Consider the following 20256-nt stretch of genomic DNA (forward strand, 5'->3'; position numbering starts at 1 on the left):
GTACAGAGTTAAAGTATGTTGCATTTTGACTAATTTTGCCTGTCTTTTCAAATTTTATGCGTAAGTTTGCAATGACAAACTGAAGCCAATAACTAACAACAAACAAAATTTCCAGATATGAGCAAATTTACATCTTATGCAGTTGCCGCATTGCTGTCGGCAACGGCAACAGTGTCAGATGCGCAGAATACGCCTGTCAGTCGGATGGAGCATCTGACCCGTGGCGTGGTGGCTGTGCCTGCATCTTCGGGCAACGGTATGTTCGTCAGCTGGCGTATGTTCGGCACCGACGACGACCTGACCACCTTCGACCTTCTGCGCGATGGGGTGGTTGTGAAGAAAGACATAGTGGACAAGACCAACTATGTAGACGTCAACGGCTTTACGTCAAGTGAGTACCAGGTGGTCGCCAAGCACAATGGCGTTGAGGTAGACCGCTCCGAGCCGGTGACAGGCTGGTCGAACCTATACATGCAGATACCCCTCGACAAGCCTGCCGACGGCAACGTCAAGGGCAGCGCTTATTCCTATTCGCCCAACGACTGCAGCGTCGGCGACGTGGATGGTGACGGAGAATACGAGATAATACTTAAGTGGGACCCGTCAAACTCGAAGGATAACTCGCAGTCGGGATATACGGGCAATGTGCTCATCGACTGCTACAAGCTCGACGGTACCAAGCTGTGGCGCGTCGACCTCGGCCAGAACATACGCGCCGGGGCCCATTACACCCAGTTCCTTGTTTACGATTTCGACGGCGACGGCAAGGCCGAGATGATGTGCAAGACAGCTACGGGAAGCAAGGACGCCACCGGTGCTTATGTCAACTCGGTGGCAACAGACCCCGACATACTGTCGGCCGACAACGAGAAGGACTGGCGCAACAGCAGCGGGAAGGTGACCGGGGGCCAGGAATACCTCACGGTGTTCGACGGAGAGACCGGCAAGGCCATGCACACCGTGTTCTACAACCCGAACAGGGCCATGGGCTATGGCGGCGCTCCCGGATGGACTGTAAACTGGGACGACCGTAGCGGCAAGGAAGACAAGGAGTATGGCAACCGCGGTGAGCGCTACCTGGCAACGGTGGCCTATCTCGACGGCCCCGACAAGAATCCCTCGGCGGTGTTCGTTAGAGGCTACTATACGTTTGCCTTCCTATGGGCCGTGGGCTTCGACGGCAAGGAGATAACCACCAAGTGGCTGCATTCGGCCAAGTCGAAGACCAAGTACACGGTGACATATCCCGACGCAGACGACTTTACCCAGATGCCCGGCAGGAGCACGAGTGGCACAGGCAGCTATACGGCATACGGCAATGGCAACCACAACCTCTCGGCGGGCGACGTCGACGGTGACGGGTGTGATGAGATTGTTTGGGGCGGATGTGCCATCGACCAGGACGGAAAGCAACTCTATGCCACGGGCTACGGACATGGCGACGCCATGCACCTGAGCGACCTGATGCCCGACCGTCCGGGCCTGGAGGTGTTCACCGTGCATGAAAGTTCGCCTTACGGGTGGAACATCCACGATGCCGCAACGGGCGAGATACTTCATTATTCGAAGGGAAGCGGTGACAACGGCCGTGGCCTTGCCGCCGACATCGACTTGAACAGCAGGGGATTTGAGTTCTGGTCGTCGAATGACCGGAGCATACGCAGTGCCGTCGACGGAAGCGTGGTGAGCACGAAGTCGACGACGGTCAACTTCCGTACATACTGGGACGGCGACCTGGATGACGAGATTCTTGACGGAAACAAGATGGACAAATGGATTGGCGACGGCACTGAACGCATTTATCCCATCAGCGGCAAGAACTTCTATGACATAGCAAACTCGTCGACCTGCAATGGAACGAAGAACACCCCGAACCTCCAGGCCGACATCCTCGGCGACTGGCGCGAAGAGTTGATATTCTGGGATGGCAGCGACGCTGCCCACCTCAATGTGTTTACGACTAACGTACCGACAGACTTCCGTGTGCCGACGCTGATGCACGACCATGTCTACCGCCTCGGAGTGGCATGGCAGAATGTGGCCTACAACCAGCCTCCTCACCTCGGCTATTACCTGCCCGACTATTTCTCTACCCGTTACGCCGTCTTGGGCGAGGGTGGGTTTGAGCAGACCGTCGCCTTGGGCGAGCCCATCAAGGACATTGAATGCAGGTGGGTGAACAGCAACGCGCCTTCGCTCTACAACTGCATTGCACCCGACGGTACCGAGACAAAGACCGCGCCGGAGGGATTCAAGTTTGTTCGCAACACCTATACAACAAAGACATTCACCTTGTCGGGCACGCCTACGATGGAAGGCCTGTATGAGTTTGTGATAAAGAGCGGTGCCAACGTCGTCGACAATTCCACCAAGTATGATACCATCCGCATCAACTGCGTTGACCCCTCGGGCATAGTGGATGCCTCGACTGCCGGCGATGGCGGATGGGCAAGAGTGGCTGGCGGTGTCTTTGCAGACCAGATTGCAATCGACGTCAATGTCAGCGGACAGCAAGACGTGGCTGTAAGCATCTATAATGCGGCCGGTGCCCAAGTGTTCGGCAGGCAGTATGGTGTGGCAGGCAGCTCAAGGCTGACTGTCGACGGCCTCGGAAACCTCCGCGAGGGCATATATGTGCTGCGCGTGGAATCTGCAAGCGGACGCTATGTCAAGAAGCTCATCAAGCGCTAAAAATGGACGTTTGACACGATAATCGTACGATATTCCCATATTGCTTATGGTGGTTTTGTCGTATCTTTGCCGAAGATAAGCTGCACTCGGGAGCGTTCCCTTGGCTCACAGCAGCTTTGACTGGGACTCAGATACACAAAGCAAACTATATAAGTAATATGGGAATATTTTTTAGGAACCTGTTTATTGTCGGGGGTATCGCGCTGGCTATGAATGTCGAGGCGCGCGATACATACAACTTCAACTCCGGCTGGAGAATCGAAAAGCAGAAAAATCTCGTCACCCTTCCGCATGCGTGGAATGAAGACGAGGCCTTCAAGGTGTACATCAACCAAATGAGTGACTCGGTGATATGGTACCGTAAGACGTTCCGCATGCCCGAGAGCGCCGAGGGCAAGCGTGTCTTCATTGAGTTTGAGGGCGCCCGCCAGGCCGCCGAGGTGTTCCTCAACGGTGAGCGGGTGGGGCTCCATGAAAACGGGGTGATGGCCTTTGGCTTCGACCTTACGCCTTATTTAAAGAAGGGGAAGAACGAGATTGAGGTCCGAACGGACAACGACTGGCGCTACCACGAGCGGTCTACGAACTCAACATTCCAATGGAACAACAACAACTTCAACTCCAATTACGGCGGACTTACCAAGAATGTGAGGCTTCATGTGGTTGACGACGTCTACCAGACGCTGCCGCTCTACAGCAACCTGAAGACCACCGGCGTGTACATCTATGCCAAAGACTACGACATAAAGGGCCGGCAGGCAACCATCTGCGTTGAGAGCGAGGTGAAAAACGAGACCGACCGGCCTGTGACGCGCCGCCTCGAAGTGGCTGTCAACGAGCTTGACGGAGCCGAGGTTTGCGGCTTTGCCAGCGAGGAGGTGACCATTCCGGCCCACGGCACAGCCATACTGAAAGCCCAGTGCAGGGCTTACAACCTGCATTTCTGGAGCTGGGGATATGGCTACCTTTACGATGTCAAGACAACTGTTGGGGCCGACGAGGTGGTAACACGCACGGGATTCCGCAAGGCCGAGTTCAAAAACGGCATGGTTTATCTCAACGACCGGGTCATAATGCTGCACGGTTATGCGCAGCGCACAAGCAACGAGTGGCCCGGGGTGGGCATGTCTGTGCCGGCATGGCTGAGCGATTACTCCAACGACCTGATGGTGAAGAGCGGCGGAAACCTTGTGCGCTGGATGCACATCACGCCGTGGAAGCAAGACGTGGAGTCGTGCGACAGGGTGGGCCTGATACAGGCCATGCCGGCCGGCGACGCCGAGCGCGACGTTGAAGGCCGCCGTTGGGAGCAGCGCGAGGAGCTGATGCGCGACGCCATCATCTACAACCGCAACAATCCAAGCATACTTTTCTATGAGTGTGGAAACCAGAAGATATCGAAAGACCACATGATTTCGATGAAAGCCATACGCGACCAGTACGACCCCAACGGCGGGCGCGCCATAGGCAGCCGCGAGATGCTCGACCGTCCCGAGGCCGAGTATGGCGGCGAGATGCTGTATGTCAACAAGAGCGACACAAAGCCGATGTGGATGATGGAGTACTGCCGCGACGAGGCGTTGCGCTGGTATTGGAACTCATGGTCGTATCCTTTCCACAAAGAGGGCGACGGCCCGCTCTACCGCAACGCCCCTGCCGACGCTTACAACCACAACAACGATGAGTTTGCCCGCGAGCTTGTTGCACGCTGGTATGAGTATTGGCTGGAGCGGCCGGGCTCGGGCACAAAGGTCAATTCGGGCGGCGCAAAGATTGTGTTCAGCGACACCCAGACCCACGGGCGTTCGGCCGACAACTACAGGGTGAGCGGTGTTGTCGACCCGATGAGGGTGCCCAAGGATGCTTTCTTTGCCCACCAGGTGATGTGGGACGGATGGGTAGACGACCTAAAGCCGCGCACTTACATCGTGGGCCATTGGAACTACAAGCCCGGCGAGGTGATACCCACTGTCTATGTGGTGTCGAATGCCGACAGCGTGGTGCTCGAGCAGGGTGGGCAGCGCATAGCCCCAACGGAGCACAAATATAGGTTCCTCTATGTGTTCAACGACTTGAAGTATGCCGCCGACAGGCTGACGGCCATCGGCATGGACAGGCAGGGGCGCCAAGTGTCGTCGTATTCGCTCGAGACATCGGGCCCTGCCGACCACATTAAGCTCACTGCCATCGAGAACCCCACGGGCTGGAAGGCCGACGGGGCCGACGTTGCGCTCGTCCAGGTCGAGGTGGTCGACAAGCAGGGGCGCCGTTGCCCGCTCGACAACAGCCTGATAAAGTTTGAGCTCGACGGCCCGGCCGAGTGGCGCGGAGGTGTGGCCAAGGGCAAGGACAACCATGTGCTCTGCGACACCCTGCCCGTTGAGTGCGGCGTCAACCGTGTAATGTTGCGCTCGCTCGCCAAGGCCGGGACGGTGAAGCTTACGGCCAAGGCCGAAGGCATGGCCCCAGCCACGATAACACTGCGCACGTCTGCTGTCGAAGTGGCCGACGGACTGTCCAGGTGGCTGCCCTCCGACGGGCTTAAGCCTGTGCTCGACCGAGGCGAGACGCCCGACGAACCGTCGTTCAGCCAGTGGCGCCGCGGGGTGCAGATAGTGTCGGCCAAGGCCGGCAGCGGCAACGACGTGCGCCTGAGCTTCGACACGTTTGAGAACACGTCGTGGGAGAGCAGCAACCGCCTCGACTCTGCCTGGGTGACATACACGCTGGCCGAGAACACGCAGATAGACGACATTTGTGTGAAGATGAAGGGCTTCCGCTCTACTACATACCCGATAGCTGTCTATGCGGGCGACTCGCTCGTGTGGGAGGGATGGACGCCCAAGGCGCTGAGCTACATACACATACCGCTGAAGAATGCCCCGAAGACCAACACCATCACTATACGTTCGCGTGGGGCCAGCACCACAAAGGATGCTTTCGGCGCCGTGCAGGAACTTGACGCCCGGAACAACGACAAGGCCGTGAAAGGCAAAAACTCGCTTAAGATTGTCGAGATTGAATTCTTGAAAAATCTTTGATAAGCATTTGCCGGCCCCGTGGCTTGAAAACATAGAAGCCACGGGGCCGGCTTTTTCATGTGCATCGGTAGATGCAGGCCACAAGGAATGCGTCTGGCAGCATGCTTTGCATGGCCGCCGCCGGCATGATGTTGCTGCCTTGCCTTGTAAGCATGCAAGATGGGGGCGTCGTTGCCCTGCCGTGCCGGGGCCTTTTTTAGTATGGTGGCGGATGTATATGCGGCATGCATATCTGGCAATTGTAGTGCTTGCGCGTGGCAGCATGCCAGTTGCTTTTGCAAGCGGCGGGCCGTCGTGCCGCCCTGCCGTTGTTTGGAAATGCGTGACATGCTTGCCAATCGCCTTGCCCGTCTTGCGCCATTTTGCCTGCCGCTCTGTGCGGCCTCAGCCTTCGGCCCGATTGCCAAGGGCGGCATGCACACGGCTCGACAATTCAGCTGAAACGCCGGTTGCCCTGGCCTGCTGTTGTGATTTATGCCCTTTGTCGGGCATAATGATGGTTCTGTTTTGTGGATTATGTGGTTTATATACGATATGCTGCGAAATTCGAGCATCTAAACTCGCAATAATTGTAATGTGATATTTATCTTTGCATGCGTGGCAGCGTCCATGGCCGGGCGCATTCCATACGGAGCGTCGTGTTGCCGCGGCTGTCGCCTCGTTGCGATGCGGCTCGCGGCCCATCGCATCTTGAAGCAGGCAATTACAGTGATATTGCGATATGATATAAATAGATTCGGATTTTTTGAGGGTGTTGCGTCGTGAGGCGCGGCACCTTTTGCTTTGTATTGTGGCCTGCTGTGGGTGGTCTCGGCCTTGGGCGCTTTGCTTCCGCAGCCGGGGTGGCGTGCGGTCTTGGCGCCCACAGGCCTGCTTCGGCAAACAGCCTGGCCTGTAGCGGGTTGCGTGGCTGGCCGCCCTGCCGTTGCAAAACGGGCCGTTCCGCCTTGCGATATGTGCCGTTTGGCAGTGCTGCATGGGCCGTTTTGCAAGGCGGAACGGCCCGTTTTGCAAGCCCTTACGGCAGTCCTTGCCGTATGCCCGCGCTTCCGTTGGCCTTTGGCGGCATGCCGACGACGGTTGGCTTTGGCGTCGGCCGTGCCCGCCGGCCCCGGCATGTCATGATGGCGCCATGTGTGCCGCCTGTTGGTGGCGGATTGACAAATGAATGGAAAACACCAAAAAAAGCATCCGTTTTGTTGCGGGTTTGCGATAGAAAGGTTATATTTGCATCATAATAGATATCCGATGCATATAGTCGGAACGGCTGCCTGTAGTGGCATGTTGCCGCCGTCTGTGAGTCGGCGCTGTAGGGCAGCGGGCTCATGGCCGCCGTCGTGGTGGCGCAATTGGGTTTGATAGGGTGTCTGTTTGGTGTCACCGCCATTGGCCGTCAGGCGTGGCAATGCGGCCATGGCTTCATGCCGGCGTTGCCGCAGGGCGCCACGGTGCAAGAGCCGCCGCCTTCTCCGCCTTTCGGCCCATGGCGGCTCGCTTCAGGTCGCAGCGGTTTGTGCGCGCGTACATTTATATATTAATATTATCGTTATGAACGTTTTGTCATTCATCAAACGTTGGTCGCTGGTGGTGTCTCTGTTGGCAGGCACTATAATTTATCTGCTCTTTTCCCGCGTTTCCTTTCTGGAGCCGATAGGAGCCGATGCCGAGCCGCTGTTGGTGGGCGCGCTGCCGGTGTTGCTCTTCGTGCTTCTGTTCGTCACATTTTGCAAGATCGACGTGCGCGACCTGCGCCCGCGGCCGTGGCACTTCTGGCTGCAGCTGTTGCGCATCGTGCTGTCGTTGGCCCTTGTGGCCGGCATAGTGTGCGCCGGAGTGCCGGGCGTCAGGCTTGTACTCGTTGGGGTATTCGTGTGCGTGGCCTGCCCTACGGCGGCCGCCGCGGCCGTTGTCACCGAGAAACTTGGCGGCAGCATAGCCTCGATGACCATATATACCATCATCGACAATGTTGTCACGTCTGTTGTCGTTCCGCTGCTCCTGCCGCTCATCGAGCGCGGTGTCGACGTGTCGTTTTTCACGGCCATGCTCATGGTGCTGCGCAATGTGGCCTTTGTGCTGGTCGTACCGTTGGCGCTGGCGCTGTTGTGCCGCAGGTTGGTGCCCCGCATCACGTCGGCCATTGCCGGCGTGCGCAACCTCGCATTCTATATCTGGTGCGTCAACCTGGCCATCGTCACGGGCGTCACCGTGCGCAACATCCTTCATGCCACGGTGTCGGGCTCAACGCTTGTCATGCTGCTCGCGCTCCCGCTGTTGGTCACCCTGGCCCTCTTTGCCATGGGCAAGGCCGTGGGCCATGCCTATGGCGACAGTGTGAGCGCTGGCCAGGCGCTCGGCCAGAAGAACACCGTGGTGGGAATATGGATAGCGCTCACGTTTCTCGACCCGCTGTCGGCGTTGGCGCCCGGTGCCTACGTGATATGGCAGAACCTTGTCAACGCCTGGCAGATATGGTATAAGGAAAAGTATGGGCGGGTGAAGTGGTGAGCCCGTGGCGAGGCGTGCTGTGGACGAGGTGTAATGTATTTTTCACGCCGCTGAAACAGAAATGTAGCACAGGTTAAATAATTTTGCACGAGATAAATATATTTTAGATATGGAGAGCAAGAAGAGCCGCAAAGACCGTCGCTATGTTGAACGCGACCTCAGTTGGATGTACTTTAACCGCAGAATACTGCAGGAGGCAGAGAAACAGAATGTACCGGTGCTTGAGCGAATGTCGTTTCTCGGCATATACTCAAACAACCTCGACGAGTTTTTCCGCGTCCGTGTGGCATCGCTCAGCCGCATTGCCGAGTCGAAGGAGAAAATACCCAAGGCCGACAGGGTGAGGGCCAAGGCCACGATAAAGGAAATAAACCGCCTCAACGCCGCATACAACAAGGAGTTTGAGCACACCGTGGGCGTGGTTACCGACGACCTGGCCAAGCACGGCATACGCTTGCTTCATGAGACCGACCTCAACGAAGAGCAGAAGACATACATCCGGCGGCTCTATCTTGACAAGCTCAACGGGTCGACAAACCCCGTGTGGCTTAACGAAATCAAGGAGATAGGCGACACCGACGACGACAGCATATACCTGGCCGTGAAGCGTTCGCGCTGGCAGGCCGACAAGAAGAACCCCACGGTCACCCATGCCCTCATCAAGGTTCCCGACCGCGAGGTGGGGCGCTTTGTGGTATTGCCGCCCAGCGACGGCTTTGCCAACATCATGTACATAGACGACGTGGTGCGGTTCTGCCTGCCGCTGATATTCATCGGCGCCGGCAAGTGCACCTACGAGGCCTATTCCTTCAAGTTTACCAAGGATGCCGAGATGGACATCGACAACGACCTGAGCTACGGCGTGGTGCAGAAGGTGGCCAAGGGCGTCAAGAGCCGCAAGCGCGGCGAGCCCATACGCGTTATCTACGACGAGCGCATGCCCAAGGACTTGTTGCGGAAGATAATGTCGAAACTGAACGTCGACCAGCTGGACACCATCGTAAGCGGCGGCAGATATCAGAACCACAAAGACCTGATGGGCTTTCCCGATTGCGGTAAGTCGGAGTTGCGCTATCCGTCGTGGACGCCCATTGTCAAGCCCGAGCTGGAGACCGAAGACTGCATTCTTGACACCATAAGGGGCAAAGACCGCTTCTTGCATGTGCCATACCATTCGTTCAACAGTTTCATACGACTGCTGCGCGAGGCTGCGCTCAACCCCGACGTGCGCGAGATACAGGCCACGCTTTACCGACTGGCCAAGGATTCGAAGGTTGTCAACACCCTCATCTGTGCGGCGCGCAACGGCAAGAAGGTCACCGTGGTCATCGAGTTGCTGGCCCGTTTCGACGAGGAGAGCAACATCAAGTGGAGCAAGCGCATGCAGGAAGCCGGCATCGAGGTGGTGTTCGGCGTCGAAGGGCTCAAGGTTCACTCCAAGCTCGTTTACATAAATTGCAAGGGCGGCGACATTGCGTGCATCGGCACGGGCAACTTCCACGAGGGCAACGCCAAGATATATACCGACTATATGGTCATGACGGCCAGGCCCACGCTTGTGCGTGAGGTGAAAAAGGTGTTCGAGTTCATCCGCAAGCCATTCAAGCCCGTCAGGTTCCGAGAGCTCCTCGTGTCGCCAAACGACATGAAACCGCGCATACTGAGGCTCATTGACAACGAGATAAAAAACGCGAAGGCCGGCATCGATGCCTGGATACGCATGAAGATAAACCACATCACCGACGAGGATGTGGTGGAGCGGCTCTACGACGCCGCAGCGGCCGGGGTGAAGATTGACATCGTTTTGCGCGGCAACTGTTCTCTCATGCCGTCGAATGTCGACAACATGCACGTGGTGGGCATCATCGACCGCTACCTCGAACACTCGCGGATACTGATTTTTGCCAATGGCGGGACGCCACGGTATTACATGGGCAGCGCCGACTGGATGCCGCGCAACCTCGTCAACCGTGTTGAGGTGCTTACACCGGTCTACGACGAGGACTTGCAGCGCGACCTGGCGCGGACTGTGGATTACGGCTTGCGCGATACCACCAACGGGCGCATTGTCGACGGTTTCGGCAAGAACGAAATGCAGCAGGGCGAGCCCTTCCGCTCGCAGGAGCACCTGTATGTCGACTATCTCAAGGAATCTCAAGAATACAACAACATAAGGAACTGATTATGGAAAACAGCAATTTCGCAGCCATCGACATTGGGTCTAACGGGGCGCGCCTGCTCATCAAGAACGTGATTGAGGACGCAGGGGGCAACTATGAGTTCAACAAGGTGCTGTTCCTCCGTATACCGTTGCGGCTGGGCAAGGATGTGTTTACCATCGGTGAGATATCTCCCGAGCGCGAGCGCATGATGATGTGCATGATAAAAAGCTACAAGCAGCTCATGAAGCTATACCGGGTGGTGGAGTACAGGGCATGTGCCACGTCGGCAATGCGCGACGCTGCCAACGGTCAGAAGATTCTGAAAAAGATACGCAAGGAGACGGGCATCAACATCGAGATTATCCCCGGAAGCGAGGAGGCACGCCTGCTTTGCGACAATTCTGTAGAGAGCGGATATGCGCGCAAGGGCAATTATGCCTATATGGATGTGGGCGGAGGCAGCACCGAGATTTCGATGATTAGCGACGGGCGCATCGTGGGCAGCTGCTCTTACAACCTCGGCACGCTGCGCATCCTCGGCGGGGCCGTAGAAGAGGGCGAGGTGGAGAAGATGAAAGAAGAGCTGGCTGCATATGCCGCCGACTATAAAGACATCTCCATCATAGGCTCCGGGGGCAACATCAACAAGCTGTGCAGGCTGTACGACAGCGGCAAGGGCAAGAAGTCGAAGGACACGCTGCCGGTTGACGGATTGCGCAAGGTGTACGACGAGATGAAGGGAATGACTTACCGCGAGCGCATCGACCGCTATTCGCTCAAGCCCGACAGGGCCGACGTGATAATACCGGCGGCAGAGCTGTTTCTCACCGTGGCCGACGCGCTGGGGTGCCAGCAGATACATGTGCCCAACATATCGCTGGCCGATTGCATCATCGACGGGCTTTACAAGAAACTGAAAGACTCGCCCATCAAGGCATGAGGGCGGATTTTCGGTAGGAATTGTTGCCGGAGGCACGGGCCGCAGACCGTTGCCTCCGGCTTTGTGTTTGTGCGGTGGCTTCACTATTGTGCCATCCAGCCACTGCGTGCCCGGCTGTTCGGCGACGTAGACGTTGTAATCCCGGGGCATTCACCTGTCTTTTTCTGTCACTTTTCCATAAGTTGCCATACCGTGGCAGTAGGTGTTATGGCCCATGGGCAGATTGCCTCAGCTGTGCCTTGAGGCTGCACTTTATTGTTTGGCAAGGTTGCATTAATGTAGTGGCTAAGCCATGCAATATGGTTGTTTTTTAGAGGTTGGGCTGTAGCCCGACCGTCCGTTTTTCTCCTTTTTTACGTTTTTTGTGTTAATTATTTGCGTGTATAATCCTTTTTTATACTACTTTTGCATTGACAAACGTGTTATCTGGATAACTTGCGTCTGTGACTCTATTGCTAATTTTACATATATTCATTATATATCAATAACTACAAACAATAGTAACATGAAGAAAAGATTTCTACCTCTGTTTGTGTTGGGAATGTTATCGGGCACTGCCTCGGCGCAGCGCGCGACCGACGTGCTCGACCGAGGCTTGGTGGCTGTCCAGGTAAAGGCAGACTCCAAGCTAAACAAGGAGGGGGGCATCTTCTGCAGCTGGCGTATGCCTGCCGAGGAATATTATGATGTTAAGTACAACATCTACCGCGACGGCACCAAGCTGAACAGCGAGCCTCTCAATGTTTCAAACTACTTGGACAAAAGCGGATCTACATCAAGCAGCTATCAGGTGCAGGCGGTTGTACGCGGCGTACCGCAGCAGATGTCGGACGCCGTGACGCCATGGGCCAACAATTACCTTGAAGTGCAGATGGATCACGGCAACCTCAAGAGCACGTACATACCCAACGACGCTTGCATGGCCGACGTTGACGGCGACGGCGAGCTTGAGATTCTATTGAAGTTTGACAACCAGGAAGACATAGCCGGGCGTTGGAAGAAAGGAGGAAACAACGGTGAGTATGCCATCATCGAGGTATATAAGCTCAACGGAAAGCGGTTGTGGTGGATTGACCTGGGACCGAACATGGCCGATTTCCAGAACAACGAGAACAATATCGTTGCTTACGACTGGGATGGCGACGGCAAGGCCGAGGCTGTGTTGCGTGCTTCCGATGGTACAGTAGTACACAAGGCCGACGGCACAACGGTTGAGATTGGCGACATGAATGCCGACTACCGCCCGGCAGACGGGCATACGGGAGGGGCCGAGTTCTTTGTGCACGAGGGTCAGGAGTTCCTGCTCTACCTCAATGGCGAGACCGGAGAGCCTTACCAGATAATGGAGTATCCGCTGAAAAGGCTTGAAGACGGCGAGACCGACCTCAACGCTGCTTGGGGCGACGGCTACGGCCACCGTTCCACAAAGCATTTCTTTGGCGCTCCCGTGCTCGACGGCCGCAAGCCCAGCATCTTCATCGCACGTGGCATATACACACGCCACAAGATGATTGCATACGATGTTAACCCCGCTACCCACCAGCTCGTAGAGCGTTGGCGCTGGAACTGCAACACGCCGGGATCGATGTGGTACGGGCAGGGTTACCATAACTATTGCATCTCAGACGTCGATTGGGACGGGCGCGATGAGATTGTGTTCGGCTCCATGGTGATTGATGACAACGGCAAGGGCCTCTCGTCGAGCGGCCTCGGACACGGCGACTCGCAGCACTGCAGCGACTTCGACCCATACAGCTTCGGGCAGGAAATCTTTGCCTGCAACGAGTCGCAGCCTAACAATAACTTCCGCGACGCAACCACGTCGAAGATATATTACCGCTCTGTGGGCAGCCGCGACGACGGCCGTGCCAACATGGGCAAGTTTGTAGACGACATACCCGGTGCCCAGGGAGTGTCGTCGCGCGACGACAATCTCGTTGGCGCTGCGGCCCATGCCGGCGTCGACGGATATTCGAAGAGTTCGTTCAACATTACACAGAACTTCAGGATATATTGGGATGGCGACCTTTGCGAAGAGTCGTTCGACTATCGCAACGGCAAGAACACCGAGGGACACATCGTCAAGGCGCGCGAAGGCGAGATAGCGGTGCTGGCCGGCAGCATGACCAACAACGACACAAAGGGAACGCCTTGCTATCAGGGCGATGTGCTGGGCGACTGGCGCGAGGAGGTCATCATGCGCACAGCCAACAACAACATACGCATCTACACAACCGACTTCCCCACAAAGTGGCGCAACTACTCGCTCTGGCATGACCACCAGTACCGCCAGGCTATGGTATGGCAGATGTGCGGATACAACCAGACTCCGCATGCAAGCTACTACCTTGGCGAGATGGAAGGCATCACGATGGCGCCGCCGGCTCTTTCCATGACGGGGCGTGACGAGATTGCAAACGGTTCGTCGATAGATGCCGGTAGCAACGACAAACACATCATCATGTGCGAGACCAACGACATGACTGTCAGCGTTGCCGACGGTGCACAGCCTTACATCTTTACCGACAATGCGCCGATATGGACGCAAGGCCATGACGACAACAACAACATCACTACCGAGACATACACCCACACGCTCACGGGCGGGGCGTTCACCGGTTCAATGCGCCTTGTCAAGCAGGGCAGCGGAGTGCTTGTGCTGCCCAAGGTCACCGAGACATATACGGGCAACACCGACGTATGGGGCGGTACGCTCAGCTTCGACGGAACCATGCAGTCAAGCCGCGTCTGGCTCAACCGCCACACAACGCTCATCTCTGATGGCGGCAAGTTCATGAAGGGCATACAGGCAGAGTACAACGCCAGGCTGCTGCCAGGAGGCGAAGGCAAGCAGGGAACCATCGAGACCGACTCGCTCATACTCAACTTCGGTTCGCGGATGCTTATCGACTTGTTCAGCGACGGCATCTCTTCCGACCAGATAAAGGCCAATGTCCTCACCATTGGGAAGAAGGACTGGAAGAACGGTCCGCAGTATCTCACCCCGGTGATGGAGTTTGTTTGCCATCCTGCTTCGGGCGAGGACAGGATTGCCGAGGGCAAGTATCTGATTGGTGAGTTTGGCAAGATAGAAGGCGACATCAACGACCTTGTCATCGAAGGGCTCAACAGCCAGCGCAAGACCTTGACCTACGAAGACGGCAAGCTGTATATCTCCATAGAGAACTACGTGCCGGGCAACGTGACGTGGACAGGCGCCGAAGGTGGCGATTGGGACCTTGACAAGACCCCGAACTTTGCCGTCGACGGTTCTGAAGACGTGCGTTCGTTTGTCCAGGGCGACATCGTCACGTTCAACGACATTGCCTCTGTCACCGACATTACCATCAGTGGCAACGTCGCTCCCAAGAGCATAGTATTCGACAACTCCGAGAAAGACTTCACAATATCCGGCGACAGCATCGTCGGAGACCCCACAGTCGAGAAGCGCGGCACTGGCAGCGTCACAATAAACAATGTCAACCACACCGGCAATACCACCATCAGCGGTGGTGAGCTCGTGGTAACGTCGCTTGCCAACAACGTCGGCCAGGAGTTTGGTTCGCTGGGCGGACTCGACAAGAAGGTCACCATCACAGGCAACGGCATACTCGGTGTGTCGGGCTCAGTGACCTCCGGCCAGGAGATTTTCGTAGGCGAGGGCGGTGCAGTCATCGACGTCAAGCCGTCGTCGTCGCTCACCATGGAGCGCGGCATTGCCGGCACTGGGGCGTCGGCTGTGCTCAGCAAAGACGGTACCGGAACGCTCACGCTCGGCTCTTCCAACCAGGTGGGCCGCCTCATCATCGTTGCCGGAGTGGTCAATGCCGTTGAGAGCGGTGACCAGACACAGCTGCCGTCTGTCGTAGAGTTCCGCGGCGGAACGCTTTACGACCCCAACAGCGAAGGCTCTTACACCACCAACTATGCAGCGTTTGAGGTGCCCGAGGGCGCAACCGGCACGTTCTATGCCGACCCGCGTTGCAACTACCGCGGCAAACTGACAGGTGCCGGAACGTTCAACGTCAACGCGGCAGGTGTCCGCAACTACTTCCAGGGCGACTGGAGCGAGTTTGAGGGAACGCTCGTGCCGGGCTTGTCGAAGCGCGCCACCTACGACCCGTCGTTCGACTTCGACAACAACTACGGTCTGCCTAAGGCTACACTGCAGCTCAATTCGGGCGTGACATTCAACAACAGGGGCCACGCTGTGAGCATTGCCAACGTCACGGGCTCGGGCGTACTGGCCGGAGGCGGCACGTACACCATTGGCGGCCAGGGCGACGACATCAAGTTCCGTGGCCAGTTCGATGGCTCGTCGGTAGTGAAGACCGGCGACGGCACATGGTCTGTATACACCTCTTCCCCGCAAGACAACATCGGTTCGGTAACGGTGAACGGCGGCGGGCTTTATCTTGACACATACAATTCGGCAACGTGCATCATGTCTGGCACGATAACGATGAACAGCGGCACGTCGATCAAGGGCACCGGCACGGTGAAAAACATTGTGCTCAACTCGGGAGCAGAGCTTGCCCCGGGCCGCACCACCACAGCCGATGTGTCGGGCTTCGTTGCCGCCGAGGGCAACCTAACGGCCAATGCCGGCTCTGTGGTCAGCCTCAACATCAAGAACGCTTCGAACACCACGAGCTCGAGGTCTTTCCTCAAAGTGGGCGGAGCATTCAAGGCCGACGGCACCATCCGCATTACTCTCAGCGACAACTACTCTCCCGAGGAGGGCGATGAGATAGTGCTCTGGACGGCCGGCAGCTTCAGCGGCACACCTACGGTAGAACTGCCCGAGCTGCCCGAGTGGCTCGACTGGGACAGCACCGGCCTGCTTGCGGCCGAAGGCAAACTGCGCGTCATCTCTTCGGCAGGCATCTCGTCGAAGCCGGCCGCCGACGAGGCTGTCGTTTGCCGCGTGTTCACTCTCAGTGGAGTGCTTGTCGGACAGTTTGAGGCCACAGGTGCAACAGCCGTAGAGCGTGCCAAGAGCGCCATCGGTGCATCGGGCACATACATCATCCGCATCAGCGGAGCCGATTCGGCTTCTACGGTGAAAGTCGTAATCGACTGAATCTGATTATATTGAGCGTAAAACGGAGTTTGGTGTCCGTTTTACGCTCATTTTAGTTAAAACTAATTAATTTTGTGTGATTATCCACAAAGAATTAGTGTATAAAGGATAATATTTGACTGTTTTTACCTATCTTTGTCGCCGAAAGATATGACCAAAGGCTAAAAACGAAACTTATTAATAACCAACTTAATTATTTATGAAGAAGCAATTACTAATGATGGCGGCTGCCTTCATGGGCGTAGCTGGGTCGGCGTATGCTTATAACATCGGCGACGCAGTTTATACCCATTCAGGCAAGTACAAGATTGTGGGTGAGAACATCTTGGTCAATGGCGATTTCTCAAACGGTACGACCGGATGGACCGGCCTGACCGGCAGGGCCATTCCTACCGACACGTTCAACGTTGTGCCCAACGGCGGGCCCGATGGCAAACCGTGCCTTCAGGTCATGATTAGTGGCGGTACGATGGGCAACACTCTCGACGGCAGTGCCAACTTCCGCCAGAGCGTGCGCCTTGCCGGCGGCAATACCTATGTGATTTCTTACAAGGTCAAGGCCAACACCGGTGGCGTTACGTCTACCGCACGCTGGTCGGGCCGCAACGACAACTACCAGGATGTGTTCGTCAACGGCAACGGATTGAGCCCGTATCCCACCGAGACAGAAGACAACAAGTCGCAGGGAAGCGTGGCCGAGTGGATTGACACCAAGGGCGGCGAGTGGATGACCATCAACTATGCCTACCGCGCCGAGACAGACATCTACCTCAACTTTGAGTTCTTCAACCTCATCCAGTTTGACAGCTTTGCCGACTTCGGCGTTTATTCAGCTACTCAAGTGGGCGACGACCGCATTGCCACCAGCGCAGCAAACACACTGCAAAGCATCATCGACGACACCGAGACATTCCCCGATGCAGCCGACTACCTGTCGGAGCCCTTGGCCGAGCTGAGGTCTGCTGCCGAGAATCCCGACATCTCGGTTGACGAGCTCAACGGCATGGTTGATATGATCATGGGCAGCGAGTCGGCCCTGAGCGAGTATCTCAACGCCATTTCTGCCGACGTGTCTTCTTATTTCGATTACTTCACGTTTGACGACTGCACCGAGAAGGGCGCCAACAAGGGCGCTGCCGAGGGATGGTCGGAGACCGGCGGACGCTGGGGCGTGAGGGCTCCGTGGTCTGACATGACCACACGCCACATCTTTGCCGAGAGCCCGGCCAACGTGGCCATGGCTGCCGGTAGCCAGTATCAGACTGCCGCACTCCCCAAAGGCAAGTACCTGTATATGGTAAAGGGCTCGGGTACAAGGTATTACGGCGACGGCTCGGGCAAGAAATCCAACTTCTACATACCCGACTACTATAACAATGTTTCGGGCATGGGCTTCTTTATAAATGGCGACTCTGCAGAAATGAAAGACGTGCCCACATACATGTCTAACATTTATTACAAGGTGTTCGACGTGGCTGAAGACGGCGACCAGACCATCGGATTCTATCGCGACGCCCAGAGTGCCTTTACGGGCAACGACCGCAACAAGGTGAGCGGTTCGGGCATTGTGCGCTTCGACAACATGCACATACGCATACTCGGCGTTACCAACGAGGATGTTGAGGCTTACTTCCTGAAGGAGACACTGGCCAACTCGCAGAACGCGCTCAAGGTGATGGTCGACTCGGCCAAGAACGTTGTTGCGCTTACAAAGTACATCTGGGGCAAGGACGAGCTGCAGGCTGTGATCGACGAGTCTGACAATGTGTATGCAACATGCACCAATCCTACGCAGGAAGACATCGACAAGCTCGACGCACAGATGCCTATCATGCGCGACGCCATCCGCGCTTACTATGCTGTAAACAAGGAATATGTGCAGCTGGGCGAGGACATTGAGGCTGCCAAGGAAGTGGCTGCCGACGCAAAACGCCCTGCCGGCAAGGATGCACTCAATGCTGCCATCAAGACGGCCGAAGACTATTACACTCCGCTCAACGCGTCGTCGGTGCGCGACTCGCTCACTCTTGTCAAGACCGACTCTACGCTCAATGCCGCTGTGCAGACATTCTATGTTGCCAACGCATCGTGGGAGGCACCTGCTGTGATGAACCTGGTGAACGCCGACTTTGCCGACAACTCAACCGGATGGTCTATCGATGCCATAGGCGGCACTGCTTCTTGGAAGTTTGGCACCATCGACGGCGTGGGCCGCACCATGTACTTCAACCGCGGCAACACGGCATACGACAACAAGTATGCATATCAGGACGTAAAGGTTGAGCAGCCCGGAGTCTACGAGTTCTTCGCCACTCTGGCCGTGCATAACTCACAGTGGAGCTCAATCGAGGGCCAGGTGACCAGCACTTACCTCTATGCCAACAAAGACTCCATCGAGGTTTGCACTCTCGGACCGGGTGAGCCCACTGCCCAGGTTGTTGGTTCGTTCGACGACTTCAGCGTGGTAAGCAAGGTTACCGACATCAACGACACCGAGCAGGTGCCCGTGGCCGGCTACATCCGCGTGGGTCTTGAGAAGCGTCCGTTGCCCGATGGAACCAACGCTGTTGTCAACATGATTTACATTGCCAACACCAAGCTGCTCTACTACGGTTCTATCGAGGACTATGAGACCGGCGTTACCGATGTGGAGGTGGTCGACACCACGTTTGATGTTTACAACCTCAATGGCATGAAGGTGCGCTCTAACGTCAACTCTCTCGACGGCCTTGCCAAGGGCATCTATATTGTCAACGGCAAGAAGTATGTTGTGAAATAATTCATTATATCTAATATTAATTTAGTGCCAAAAGCTTAAACGCTTTTGGCACACTTTTAATTGACTTGTTTATGAGACAATATTTTATCTTTTTATGCATACTTTTTGCATTGTTTTCGTGTGATTCAGATACAGATGCTTTGTTAAGTGTAGATGATGATAAATGTATTAATGGGGAAACACGAGGAGGTAATTTACCGTATTTTGTTGATTTCGATATTTACGGGGATAAATATAAAACATTTATCGTTACTAGTGCAAATAATAACGGAGGTGTTGTTGTAGGAGATAGGGGGCCTTTTCCTTTTTATTTAGATGGTCATACGGCAGTAATTTTGGCAGATTATTCATATATCGATTTAATTACCCCATTGACTAATCTTTATTTCGATGATAGGGGTTTATGGCCTTCCGTTTATACTTATGATTATACTTTGTCAATGTATGTGTGTAGACCAATACCGATTGGAGAAAAAATTGCCATTTGGGCAAGTGAGGAGGAATATACTAATGCAGATCTAAGAGCCCACGATGGTGATGAAGAGTATTTTTCAAAAGCATGTGATACATTTGTATGTTGTTATATTACAACATTGCGTAAGAATATGGTTATTGTTTATGATTCTGTTAGATGGTTTGATTGATATCATTATATCTTGGGCGAAAGGGCAACAGCCTTTTCGCCCTTTTTTGTTGCTTTTCGCCTCGCAGCCCCTTGCTTTTTCTGCTGTATTGCCGCCGCGGTTTTGCCAAATTATTGCACCCTCAAACCGGCAATCCTGCCGCATGATTCTTGTTTTGGTGTCGATGCCCTGCTTGTCAAGCGCCTGTGTTCTCCGCCGAGGCTCTTTCCTCACCCTTTTAACCGGCGTGTGCCGCCATAAATGCGGTAAAACAGGAAGTCATTATGCGCTACATTTTTATGCGTGTTTTTTGTGATGAACAGCCCGGTAGGGGGGGTGAGAGATGGCCCTGCCGTGGGTGTGGTGTCGGCATGGGGCTGCGCCGCTGCGTGCGGCCTTGGCCGGCTGTAGGCCGGTATGGCCCGTTTT

8 protein-coding genes are annotated in these 20256 nt (G+C 55.6%); all 8 read left to right on the forward strand.

What is annotated here, in order from left to right; genetic code table 11:
• Positions 1-117 precede the first annotated feature (117 nt).
• The 8 genes from H6B30_RS06950 to H6B30_RS06985 all read left to right on the forward strand — a co-directional run bounded on the left by H6B30_RS06950 (position 118) and on the right by H6B30_RS06985 (position 19848).
• Entirely contained in the window at positions 118-2691 is a 2574-nt protein-coding gene (locus tag H6B30_RS06950; protein WP_205109049.1) for a rhamnogalacturonan lyase family protein, read from the forward strand.
• A gap of 158 nt (positions 2692-2849) precedes the next feature.
• Positions 2850-5732: a glycoside hydrolase family 2 protein gene (locus H6B30_RS06955; protein WP_205109051.1), complete on the forward strand. Its 2883-nt coding sequence runs from the start codon at positions 2850-2852 to the stop codon at positions 5730-5732.
• Between the two features lie 1548 nt (positions 5733-7280).
• Positions 7281-8240: a transporter gene (locus tag H6B30_RS06960; protein ID WP_205109052.1), complete on the forward strand. Its 960-nt coding sequence runs from the start codon at positions 7281-7283 to the stop codon at positions 8238-8240.
• 109 nt (positions 8241-8349) lie between these two features.
• Positions 8350-10422 carry an RNA degradosome polyphosphate kinase gene (locus H6B30_RS06965; RefSeq protein ID WP_205109054.1) on the forward strand — a complete coding sequence of 691 codons (2073 nt, stop codon included), beginning with the start codon at positions 8350-8352 and terminating at the stop codon, positions 10420-10422.
• Positions 10423-10424: 2 nt separating this feature from the next.
• A complete protein-coding gene (locus tag H6B30_RS06970) occupies positions 10425-11342 on the forward strand; it encodes a Ppx/GppA phosphatase family protein (RefSeq protein WP_205109056.1) in 918 nt (305 codons plus the stop codon).
• 505 nt (positions 11343-11847) lie between these two features.
• Entirely contained in the window at positions 11848-16425 is a 4578-nt protein-coding gene (locus H6B30_RS06975) for a rhamnogalacturonan lyase family protein (protein ID WP_205109058.1), read from the forward strand.
• Between the two features lie 199 nt (positions 16426-16624).
• On the forward strand, positions 16625-19204 hold the full coding sequence (locus H6B30_RS06980; RefSeq protein ID WP_205109060.1) for a hypothetical protein: 2580 nt from the start codon (positions 16625-16627) through the stop codon (positions 19202-19204).
• 71 nt (positions 19205-19275) lie between these two features.
• Positions 19276-19848 carry a hypothetical protein gene (locus H6B30_RS06985; protein ID WP_205109062.1) on the forward strand — a complete coding sequence of 191 codons (573 nt, stop codon included), beginning with the start codon at positions 19276-19278 and terminating at the stop codon, positions 19846-19848.
• Positions 19849-20256: the final 408 nt, after the last annotated feature.

The organism is Marseilla massiliensis (assembly GCF_016899955.1).
Taxonomy (GTDB): Bacteria; Bacteroidota; Bacteroidia; order Bacteroidales; family Bacteroidaceae; genus Prevotella; species Prevotella intestinigallinarum.